10 protein-coding genes and 1 pseudogene are annotated in these 9,967 nt (G+C 67.4%); 4 read left to right on the top strand and 7 right to left on the bottom strand.

The genetic code is table 11. The annotated features are described in order from the left end of the window. Positions 1 to 219: 219 nt before the first annotated feature. From CSW58_RS04900 to plsY, 4 genes are read right to left on the bottom strand one after another with little or no spacing between them, the layout of a single operon-like run. Positions 220 to 621: a DUF2442 domain-containing protein gene (locus CSW58_RS04900; RefSeq protein WP_099446536.1), complete on the bottom strand. Its 402-nt coding sequence runs from the start codon at positions 619 to 621 to the stop codon at positions 220 to 222. Further along, positions 614 to 853, bottom strand: coding sequence for a DUF4160 domain-containing protein (locus tag CSW58_RS04895; RefSeq protein WP_099446535.1), 240 nt, complete (start codon positions 851 to 853; stop codon positions 614 to 616). Before CSW58_RS04895 ends, CSW58_RS04900 begins: the two co-directional genes overlap by 8 nt. 27 nt (positions 854 to 880) lie before the next feature. After that, complete coding sequence (gene dprA / locus CSW58_RS04890) at positions 881 to 1,981, bottom strand: DNA-processing protein DprA (protein WP_099446534.1); 1,101 nt, start codon at positions 1,979 to 1,981, stop codon at positions 881 to 883. Then, a complete protein-coding gene (plsY, locus tag CSW58_RS04885; RefSeq protein ID WP_099446533.1) occupies positions 1,978 to 2,634 on the bottom strand; it encodes a glycerol-3-phosphate 1-O-acyltransferase PlsY in 657 nt (218 codons plus the stop codon). The genes dprA and plsY overlap by 4 nt, the downstream gene beginning before the upstream one ends. Before the next feature lie 330 nt (positions 2,635 to 2,964). Here plsY and CSW58_RS04880 point away from each other — a divergent pair, with 330 nt between their 5' ends. Both CSW58_RS04880 and CSW58_RS04870 read left to right on the top strand, forming a co-directional pair. Next, on the top strand, positions 2,965 to 3,567 hold the full coding sequence (locus CSW58_RS04880; RefSeq protein ID WP_099446532.1) for a hypothetical protein: 603 nt from the start codon (positions 2,965 to 2,967) through the stop codon (positions 3,565 to 3,567). A 976-nt stretch (positions 3,568 to 4,543) separates the two neighbouring features. Next, positions 4,544 to 4,945, top strand: coding sequence for a DUF4279 domain-containing protein (locus CSW58_RS04870; protein ID WP_099446531.1), 402 nt, complete (start codon positions 4,544 to 4,546; stop codon positions 4,943 to 4,945). A gap of 39 nt (positions 4,946 to 4,984) precedes the next feature. Here the strand turns inward: CSW58_RS04870 and CSW58_RS04865 are convergent, their stop codons facing one another. Then, positions 4,985 to 5,329, bottom strand: coding sequence for a hypothetical protein (locus CSW58_RS04865; RefSeq protein WP_099446530.1), 345 nt, complete (start codon positions 5,327 to 5,329; stop codon positions 4,985 to 4,987). A 205-nt stretch (positions 5,330 to 5,534) separates the two neighbouring features. Between CSW58_RS04865 and CSW58_RS04860 the strand changes: the two genes are divergently transcribed. Continuing rightward, complete coding sequence (locus tag CSW58_RS04860; RefSeq protein WP_099446529.1) at positions 5,535 to 6,104, top strand: DUF4272 domain-containing protein; 570 nt, start codon at positions 5,535 to 5,537, stop codon at positions 6,102 to 6,104. A gap of 214 nt (positions 6,105 to 6,318) precedes the next feature. Here the strand turns inward: CSW58_RS04860 and pyrC are convergent, their stop codons facing one another. Both pyrC and CSW58_RS04850 read right to left on the bottom strand, forming a co-directional pair. Next, positions 6,319 to 7,602, bottom strand: a complete 1,284-nt coding sequence (pyrC, locus tag CSW58_RS04855; protein WP_099446528.1) for a dihydroorotase — start codon at positions 7,600 to 7,602, stop codon at positions 6,319 to 6,321. A gap of 13 nt (positions 7,603 to 7,615) precedes the next feature. Next, the gene (locus tag CSW58_RS04850; RefSeq protein ID WP_099446527.1) at positions 7,616 to 8,623 is read right to left on the bottom strand and encodes an aspartate carbamoyltransferase catalytic subunit; all 1,008 of its coding nucleotides are present in this window, start codon (positions 8,621 to 8,623) and stop codon (positions 7,616 to 7,618) included. Positions 8,624 to 8,754: 131 nt separating this feature from the next. Between CSW58_RS04850 and rfaD the strand changes: the two are divergent. Beyond that, positions 8,755 to 9,757 (top strand): annotated as a pseudogene (gene rfaD, locus CSW58_RS04845) (ADP-glyceromanno-heptose 6-epimerase). The last annotated feature ends 210 nt before the right edge of the window (positions 9,758 to 9,967 follow it).

The following is a 9,967-nucleotide window of genomic DNA, read 5'->3' as shown; positions in this document are numbered from 1 at the left end:
CTTGTTGATGGTCTTGGCCTTGGCCGGCTCTCGACGACGACGACGATCATTAGGACTCTGAACCTGGGGAGGAGGGGTCGTTCCCGAAACGAACCGGGGCCGAGCGGCGGAAAGTGGGGGCACGACAGGGGGTCTGTCAACGCGGGGCGTTGTGAACCCTGAGATTGAGCGCCGCCAGCGGCCCGGCTCTCTCTTAAGAGAGAGGAATTTTGGGGGCCTTCAGACCGCTTTGCGAGGGCGACCGCCCTTGGCGCCGTTAGCCCGGGCGGCGGCGGACTTGGCGACGGAGATCCCGCGTCCCGCGATCCGGGCCATGTGGGCTTTCGTGCCGAACAGCCCTGCGGCGAGGCCAGGGATCGAGAGGTCCACATCCAGGTCTTCCCAGTGAAGCCCATAGCCGCCGCCCTGGACCACGACGCGGGTCAGCTGTTCGTCGGTGGCCGCTTCGAGGCCTTGGCCAAGACGGGCTGGAAACGCGAAGGCCGCCCCGCTGGTGAGCTCCACGACAATTCTGCCCGTCGCCGCATCGAAGCGAGCGGAGGCGGCTCTCGGCTCGGTCAGGGCCAGGCTTTCGCCCCGGGCGGTGGCGGCGTCGATTTCCGCGTCAGTCACCTCAGCCATGGATATCGCTCCATCGCGCGATCAAGTCGTCACGCCGTTCCACCACGATCGCCAGCGCGCGGCGCACGTCCGCGCGCTTCAGGCCCTTGTTCCAAACGAGCCTCGGCGCGCCGTCGGGTCCCGAGAGCGCGATCTTGGCCTCGCCGTCACCGATGACATGAACATGCGCCGGTTCATGGTCGTTCAGATAGATGACGACGCGCAGTCCAGGCGTGCGAAGAACCGTGACCATCGCCAGAATAACCTATCTTGATGGGTTTTAGAACCCCGTCACCATCCCCCCCGCCAGCAGCTCGGCCCGCTGCGCCAGGGCCAGCTCGACCAGGGCGGCCATCACCGCCGAGGTCGGGGCGCGGGTGGCGCGGACCAGCTCGTCGCGCGACACCGGCGTGGGCGAGAGCAGGGCCGCCACCGACTCGCGCAGGGCGTCGTGGTCGAGGTCGCCGGCCGGGTCCGGATCATAGGCCCGGTCGCGCTCGCGCAGGCTGGGGGTGGTCGATAGCGAGCGCAGCACGTCCTCGACCCCCTCGCAGAGGATGGCGCCCTGGCGGATCAGGTCATTGGGGCCCCGGGCGCGCGGGTCCAGCGGCGAGCCGGGCACGGCGAACACGTCGCGGCCCTGTTCGGCGGCCAGGCGGGCGGTGATCAGCGAGCCGGACTTCAGCTCGGCCTCGACCACCACAACCCCCAGGGACAGGCCGGAAATGATCCGGTTGCGGCGCGGGAAGTCCTTGGCCTGGGCGCGGCGGTCGGGGGCGCTTTCGCTGACGAGGCAGCCGCCCTCGCCGGCGATGCGGGCGTGCAGGTCGGCGTGCTCGGGCGGATAGACATCCGCCACCCCGCCGCCCAGCACCGCCACGGTTCCCGTCGACAGCGACCCCTCGTGGGCGGCCCCGTCGACGCCGCGCGCCAGGCCCGAGACCACGACATAGCCGTTCTGGCCCAGCTCGGCCGCCAGCTGCCGGGCGAAGCGCTGGCCGCCGGCCGAGGCGATCCGCGCCCCGACGATGGCGACGCTGGGCCGGGGCAGCAGGGCGGCGGCCCCAAGGATCCAGATCAGCGGCGGGGGCGGATCCAGGGCGGCCAGGCGGGCGGGAAAGTTCGGCTCGCCGCCGCAGATCAGCCGGGCCCCGCGCCGCGCCCCGGTCTCCAGCTCGCGCAGGATCTCGTCGACCGGCGGCGGGCGCAGGGGCGCGGCGCGGCCGGCCTTGCGGGCCAGGTCGGGCAGGGCGATCAGGGCGCGCTCGGCCGAGCCGAACCGCGACAGCAGGTGTTCAAAGGCGACGGGGCCGACCGTCTCGGTGCGCGCCAGCCTCAGCCAGGCCAGGCGCTCGGGATCCGAGAGGCGGCGCGGCGTCACGCAGGCCCGGTGGGGTCTTGCGGCGGTTCGGCAGCGAGCTTCTTGCCGCCGATCCTCGGCTCCGTGCCCTTCAGCAGACGGCCGATATTGTCCTTGTGGCGGATGAAGATCAGCACGGCCATGAACAGGCTGAGGACCAGCATCGGATAGGGCTGGTCGGTGGCGAAGGCGAAGGGCGCGGCCAGCACCGCCGCCGTCAGGGCGGCCAGGGAGCTGATGCGCAGCAGGGCGGCCATGGCCAGCCAGGTGATCGCCGCCAGCACGCCAACCGGCCAGGCGGCGGCCAGCAGGACGCCATAGAAGGTGGCCACGCCCTTGCCGCCATTGAACTTCAGCCACACCGGGAACAGGTGGCCGACAAAGGCCGCGCCGCCGGCCAGGGCGACGACGGCGTCATTGTGGGTGACCATGCGGGCGATCAGCACGGCCAGCACGCCCTTGCCGGCGTCGCCGATCAGGGTGATGGCCGCCAGATCCTTGCGGCCCGAGCGCAGCACATTGGTCGCCCCGATATTGCCCGAGCCGATCTGGCGGATGTCGCCGGCCCCGCCCAGGCGGGTGGCGATCAGGCCGAACGGAATCGAGCCGAGGAGATAGCCCCCGACCAGGGCCAGACCCAGGGTCAGATAGACGGCTTGGGCGAGATCTTGCACGATTTGCGACCTATGGATGTGGTGAGGGTGCCGGGCCAGGGCGGAGGATGGCAAGCGCGAAAACGCCGGTTTCGGCTTTTATAGCGGCGCCGTCGGGCCCGACTCCACCGAATTTCAGCGTTCGGCGACAGGTCTTGCTTAACCTTGCCGGAGCTAGGGTCGCGCCACCCTTTGACAGAATGTCATTCGCGAGCCGAAGCCCATGGTGTTTACGATCACGGTCGGGATGTTGAGTCCCCTCCTGAACGGCGGCAAGTCCGCCCCGGCCCGGTCTCCGGCCGCCCCCGCCGATCCCCCGCCGCGACCGGCGAGTCGGCGCCCTCCAAGGCCGTGCTCAAGCTCAACCAGCAGACCGCCGACCGGCTGCAGGCGCTCAGCGATCTGAAGCGCGATCTTCGGGCCGGCAAGAAGACCGCGATCGGCGACGCCAAGTCGCGGGCCCGCGAAAAGCTCAACCAACTGATGGAGCGGCTGAAGCTGATCCGTAAGCTCTATGCCGACGATCCCAAACAGATGGCCCGCCAGATGGCCGCCCTGGCCAAGGAGATGAAGGGCCTGGTCAAGGACTATGCCAAGGCCGCCAAGGCCAGCGGCGAGCTGTTCGGCGAGGACCTCAAGACCCCGCCCGACCCGGCTGCCCCGCCCGAGGCCCAGGCCGCCGCCCGCAAGGTGATCGAGGACGAGGCCAAGATGGAAATCCAGGGCGACATGGAATTCATCAAGCTGGTCCGCGGGGCCGGCCAGGCCCTGAAGGACGAGCTGGAAAAGGCCAAGATCAAGGGTGTCCTGACCCTGCCGGGCAAGTTCGAGCAGTCGGACGACTACAAGGCGGCCAAGGACGGCCTCAAGGACCTCGACACCTCGCTCGACGACATGGACCAGCAGATCCGCCACGACATGCCCCCCGGCAGTCTGATGACCCTGGCCGCCTGAGCGGCCCACACCTTCGCCGCCTCGCGCCCGAACGGGCCGCAAGGTGAAAACGGAAAGGGTCGCGGCGCGCCGGACGAAGTCCGGAGAACTTTGAGATTTATACCGTTTCGACAACGTCCGACGCGCCGCGCGACCGTCTCGATCATCAGCCTTCCGGCGGGCGGCGCTGTTGACGCCTTACCGGAAGCCGCGTCCGCCGGTTTCCCGGCCTGGCGGCGGACGAAGCACGAGGGCCCAAGGCTCAAATCACCCGTGTTTGCCTTCGTCCCAGGCCGACGGCGGGCGGGTTTCCGCAGCGACGGAAGGCCCCGGACACGATCGGGTATCCGCCCCGACCCCAGCCCCGCTCGATCACCCCCCGCCGCCGCATCGGTCGCTGGCCATGCGCCCTTTCCACCGCGACGAGGTGGGATGAGCTTACGGGTGGTTTGAGCGCCTACGGGATGTGGGGCTGACGATTTCGCAGGGCGTTGAAAAGGTTTGGCTTAATGGCGGCGTCACCGGGGATGGACCCGGCGCGATCCCCGCTCCGCGGCGCCCAGATCCTCCCCCGAAGGGGGAGGTGGCCCGGAGGGCCGGAGGGGGAAGTCGCAGAGCGTCAGCAAAACTCCCCCCCGTCGGCTTCGCCGACACCTCCCCCTCTGGGGGAGGATCTGCGGACGATCGCCCCGCGACCAGCTCCTCCCCCGTGCAACGGGGGAGGTGGCGCGGCGCCATCGGCGACGTGACGGAGGGGGCGAGGGACGAAGCGCGGCGGAAGCGGACGCCCCCTCCACCGCTTCGCGGTCCCCTCCCCCGTAAACGGGGGAGGAATAGAGAGACGCCCGCCCGGGCAGGCCTGACCCCAGAGCTCCAATTCCACAATGGGTTTAAGGCGGGGTCGCATCCGGAGCGGATAAGAAGCGGACCTTCGGAATGTCTGAGAAGGGTGGGAACCGGACTTTCGTGTCGCGGCGCGAAGTGACAAGCTCGCACCATGCTCGCACTAACAATTGCTCGCTTCGATGCTGACCCTGACGCGGTCACTGACATCTTGGGTCTGGCGCCAACATCAGTTGTAAGGCGTGGTGAGCCTCGGCCGAGCGGGCGGCTGCAGGACTTCAACATGTGGCATCTGGAACTACTTGAAGCGCCACTCCTCGATGGCCGTGAGCACGCCAACGCAATCGATACACTGATCGACCAGCTCAAAGGCCGAGAGCCCCGCTTTGTGGAGCTGGCCAGGACGATCAAACCCGCGAGCATCACGATCTACGGAGGCTTCTATGTCTCTGACGAACAGCAGGGCGTTTGGCTCGACGCTAGCCAAATGGCCGTCTTAGCGGCGTGCGGCATTGGTTGGGGCCTCGATCTATTCGAGGCGACAATGCTGAGCTGAACCTCCGACTAGGGTCGATTTCAGACAATAGCTTCAGGCCTAGGAGTCGACTTCCAAGGTGCTCCAGTCTGGTCCAAGCACCAGCGCTTGGGCATAGCGCACCAGTTCGAACTCAAACAGGCGGCCATCGGCATCTTCGAAGAGCACGACCTCAAGAAGTTCGTTGTCCAGATCGCGAACCTTGGCCTCTGGCGTCAGAGGAGCCTGTCCGGGCGCGGATGGAATATGTCCCGGTAGATGAAACCGCAGCATCGAGCGATCCGGAACCAACACCTCAACCTCGGCGACAGCTAGGTCGGCCAGCATCCGTTCCCGCTGCGCAGGTTCGAGGCGGACGATGATCCGGTTGATCGCTTTAAGCTCGTGCTCGGTCAGTTCAGTCATAAGCCCACGATAGTCCTGTAAGCAGGTCCTCCCAACGCCTCACATGGGTGGAAGGCGATCATTCGTGGGCTAAGCTCCGCAACGGGTCGACGCCGGAAATCAGACCACCACCCGAAACCAGACATTCGACCCCTTGCCCGCAAGCGGACGTAGCTAAGGTCTGTGAAGGGTGGAACGCGGACCTTCCTTGAGGCAGGATCAGGCTATGCAGAGTTATCCCGCCGATGAAGCCCCTGATCTTTCCGTACCGGATGGCCGCGCAATAATCAGGCGGTTGATGTGTCTATTCGCGGTCTCTAGCGCGGGTATGGCGGGAAATCCGGCAAACGCCCGCAATCTGGTACAGCGGTGGAAGATTGCGGAAAGTCTAACTCGGGAGGAGGCGGCATTTCTCGCTTCCGATATCCCGATCACGTCCGAGCAAATCCAAATGAGCTGGCGGATCGAAGCGATGATTCCACTCATGTGGGCTATCGGAATGTTCGATGAAATGCCGCCGCCAGATGACCAGTTCGACGCCAATTATCTTGCTGAATACTGGAATACATTCTCAGCAGATATTTGGGCGGCAGCGATCCCACGTCCATTGGACGAGATTCTGACACAGGTTTATCTGATCCGCGATCTCAATTGGAGCGTTCGAGACGCATTCCTGAACGGCACGCCCATACCGGAGGGCTTAGTGGCCGGGGTCGTTCAAGAACGGCACCATGCGCTAAACTGGCTGGCTGGGTCATCAGGGGAAGATTGGGATTCGGTTGCGACGGACACGTAACTAGCGTCTGCTTTGGGTCGAGAGCGGAAATTAGGGTCGGTCCGGAAAGCAGACCTTCGAGCACACTGCAGGACAGCGTTCATTCTGGTTTACTGCGATAGGTGGTCTGCGGGCGGTCGGGTGCCCATCAAGAGCTCGGCCTGGTTTTGGCCGCACCTCTGACGCCATGGGTCAGATCTTGGCAAAGATTATCAATCCTTGGCAGTCCTGGTTTCTACCCCTCCGCCCGATGCACCACCCGTCCATCCACCAAGGTCATCAGCACCTGACCCTGCAGCCTGCGGCCATCAAACGGCGAGTTCTTGGACTTCGAGAGCAGCTTGTCGGCCTTGATGATCAGCGGGGCGTCGAGGTCGCACAGCACCAGGTCGGCGGGGGCCCCGGGGGCGATGCGGCCGGACTGCAGGCCGATCAGGCTGGCCGGGGCCAGGGTGACGGCGCGGATCAGGTCGACCAGGGGCAGGCGCTCCTCGTGATAGAGGCTGAGCAGGGCCGGCAACAGGGTTTCCAGGCCGACGGCGCCGGGGGCGGCCTCGTCGAAGGGCAGGCGCTTGTCCTCGGCCGGGGCCGGGGCGTGGGCGCTGACCACCACGTCGATCAGGCCGCTGGCCAGGGCCTCGATCAGGGCCTGGCGGTCGTCCTCGCCGCGCAGGGGCGGGGTCAGCTTGGCGAAGCTGCGATAGTCGCCGATGTCCAGCTCGTTGAACGACAGGTGATTGATCGAGACGCTGGCATGGATCTTCAGGCCCTTGGCCTTGGCCCGGGCCAGGGTCTCCAGGGCCTGGGCGCTGGTGATCTGGTCGACCAGCAGGCGGCCGCCGGTCGCTTCCAGCAGGGCCACGTCGCGCTCGAGCATGATCCGCTCGGCCATCGGCGAGATCGAGGGCAGGCCCATGCGGCCGGCGAACTCGCCGCCGATCGCCGCCCCGCCCTTGGCCAGCCAGGGATCGAGCGGCCGGTGGGCCAGCAGCAGGTCAAAGCCGCGGGCATAGGTCAGGATGCGCTGCATGACCTTGGAATCGACGATTGGACGGTCGGCGTCGGTGACATAGACGCAGCCGGCCTCGCGCATCAGGCCCAGCTCGGCCATGCGCTCGCCGGCCAGGCCCTTGGTGGCGGCCCCGGCGCAGAGGATGCGGGCGCTGTCGATGTCGCGAGCCCGGCGCAGGATGAAGTCGACTACGCTGGGATCGTCGACGGCCGGATCGGTGTCGGGCTGGACGACGAAGCTGGTCACCCCGCCGGCGGCGGCGGCGCGGGCGGCGCTGGCCAGGGTTTCCTTGGTCTCCGCGCCGGGCTCGCCGGTCTTGACCCGCAGGTCGATCAGGCCGGGAGCCAGCAGGGCTCCGCCGCAGTCGATGACCCGCACGCCCTTGGACAGCTTGCCGAACTCGCGGCCCTTGGCCACGTCGGCGATGACGCCCTCGGAAACGATGACCCCGCCGGGGCCGTCATAGCCGCTCTCGGGATCGACCAGGCGGGCGTTGACGAAGGCCAGGGGCTGGGGGCGGTCATCGGCCGTGCTCCTCGAGCCGTTGGGCCAGCGAGGCCAGCACCGCCATGCGGGCGGCGACGCCCATCTCGACCTGGTCCTGGATCAGGCTGATCTCGGGATCGTCGGCGACGTCGGAATCGATCTCGACCCCGCGGTTCATCGGGCCGGGGTGCATGACCCGGGCCTTGGGCGCGGCGCATTTCAGCTTGTCGCGATCCAGGCCGTAGAAGCGGAAATATTCCCGGGTCGAGGGCACGAAGGCCCCCTGCATGCGCTCCAGCTGCAGGCGCAGCATCATCACCACGTCCACCCCGGCCAGGCCGGCCTTCATGTCATGATAGACGCTGACCCCCCAGCGCTCGGCCTGGGCCGGCATCAGGGTCGGCGGGCCGACCAGCCGGACGCTGGCCCCCAGGGTGTGCAGCAGGCTCACGTTCGAGCGGGCCACCCGGCTGTGCAGCACGTCGCCGCAGATGGCCACGGTCAGGCCCGATACCCGGCCGAAGGCGCGACGGATCGACAGGGCGTCCAGCACCGCCTGGGTCGGATGCTCGTGCTGGCCGTCGCCGGCGTTGATCACGCTGCCGCTGACCTTCTGGCTGAGCAGGCTGGCGGCCCCCGACGAGGCGTGGCGCACCACCAGCAGGTCGGGTCGCATGGCGTTGAGGGTGACGGCGGTGTCGATCAGGGTCTCGCCCTTGGTGATCGACGAGGTGCTGGGGCTCATATTGACCACGTCGGCGCCCAGGCGCTTGCCGGCGATCTCGAAGCTGGACTGGGTGCGGGTGCTGTTCTCGAAGAACAGGTTCATCAGGGTCCGGCCCTTGAGCAGGTCCAGCGACCGGGTGGTCTGGCGGTTGAAGGCGACGAAGGCCTCGGCCAGGTCCAGCAGGTCGGCGGCCTGGGGGGCGTTGAGGTCGCCGGCCGACAGGAAGTGGCGGCGGGGAAAGGCGACGATGCGCTGCAGGATCGGAGCGATCGCCGCGGCGGGGTCATGGGGCGCTGAAGGGGGCTTTGCCGTCATGAAACGGTGTCATAGGCGGCTTCGGCGGAGGAGGGAAGGCGAGAGCCGCGCGGTCCGGCGGGATCTTTTGATCCGCATCGGCTTCCCACCTCGGCATTTGCCGCCAACCGCCCCTGTGCCATAACCGCCCCATGTCCAGACGCGTCATTCTTGTCACCGGCGGCGCCGGCTTCATCGGCTCCAACATCGCCGCGCGGCTCTGCGAGGATCCGGCCTTCGACGTGGTCGTCTGCGACTGGCTGGGCCGGGCCGAAGAGGGCAAGTGGCGCAACCTGGCCAAGTCGCCGATCACCGACTTCGTGGCCCCCGAGGCCCTGTTCGACTGGCTGGCCCGGCGCGGCGCCGAGGTCGAGCTGGTGATCCACATGGGGCGGTGTCCTCGACCACCGAGCCCGACGCCGACAAGATCATCCACGCCAACTTCACCCTGTCGCGCGATCTGTGGCTGTGGTGCGCGGCCCATGACACCCGACTGATCTACGCCTCCTCGGCGGCGACCTATGGCGACGGCCAGCTGGGGTTCGAGGGGCTGGACGATCTCGACAGCCTCAAGGCCCTGCGGCCGCTCAACGCCTATGGCTGGTCCAAGGCCCTGTTCGACCAGTACGCCGTCCGCGAGGCGGCGCGCGGCCAGGCCCCCCGGCAGTGGGTCGGGCTGAAGTTCTTCAACGTCTATGGCCCCAACGAGGACCACAAGGACGGCATGAAATCGGTGGTCTGCCAGATCTGGCCCAAGGTCGCGGCCGGCGAGGGGGTCAAGCTCTTCAAGTCGCACCATCCCCACTACGCGGACGGCGGCCAGCTGCGCGACTTCGTCTATGTGCGCGACGTCGCCGACGTGGTGGCCTGGCTGGCCAAGAGCCCGCAGGTCAGCGGCGTCTACAACCTCGGCTCGGGCCAGGCGCGATCGTTCAAGGACCTGGCCGAGGCGACCTTCCGGGCCATCGGCCGCGAACCCGAGATCGCCTTATATCGACATGCCCGAGGTGCTGCCGGGCAAAGTACCAATACTTCACCAGGCCCGCATGGATCGCCTGCGGGCCGCGGCTACAACGCCCCGATGACCAGCCTGGAAGACGGGGTCGAAAGGACTATGTGGCGGGCTATCTGAACACCGACGATCCCTATCGCTGACGCGGCGCGGCTCGCGAACCCCGTCTCGAGTCCGCTCGCCGGAAAAAGCGGTCGGCCTAACGCCACGTCATACTTGCCGACGCCTTCGCGAGCGTAATCTAACCGCTGATCAGTCGCCGGAACGGGCGTCAGTCAGGGAGTGGAATAATGGTCGCACTCGCTGCCTGGGGCGCCTAACGCGCCGCGCCTTCGTCTCAGCCGCAAGGCGGT

The sequence above is a fragment of the Caulobacter sp. B11 genome (assembly GCF_002737765.1).
Lineage (GTDB): Bacteria > Pseudomonadota > Alphaproteobacteria > Caulobacterales > Caulobacteraceae > Caulobacter.
This window is presented reverse-complemented; position numbering and strand designations above follow the sequence as displayed.

Bases quoted from the DNA above. Each gene is read 5' to 3' on its own strand.
- CSW58_RS04865 (WP_099446530.1), bottom strand. From the start codon at position 5,329: ATGACTGAACTGACCGAGCACGAGCTTAAAGCGATCAACCGGATCATC.
- CSW58_RS04900 (WP_099446536.1), bottom strand. From the start codon at position 621: ATGGCTGAGGTGACTGACGCGGAAATCGACGCCGCCACCGCCCGGGGC.
- CSW58_RS04850 (WP_099446527.1), bottom strand. From the start codon at position 8,623: ATGACGGCAAAGCCCCCTTCAGCGCCCCATGACCCCGCCGCGGCGATC.
- CSW58_RS04860 (WP_099446529.1), top strand. From the start codon at position 5,535: ATGCAGAGTTATCCCGCCGATGAAGCCCCTGATCTTTCCGTACCGGAT.
- CSW58_RS04895 (WP_099446535.1), bottom strand. From the start codon at position 853: ATGGTCACGGTTCTTCGCACGCCTGGACTGCGCGTCGTCATCTATCTG.
- CSW58_RS04870 (WP_099446531.1), top strand. From the start codon at position 4,544: ATGCTCGCACTAACAATTGCTCGCTTCGATGCTGACCCTGACGCGGTC.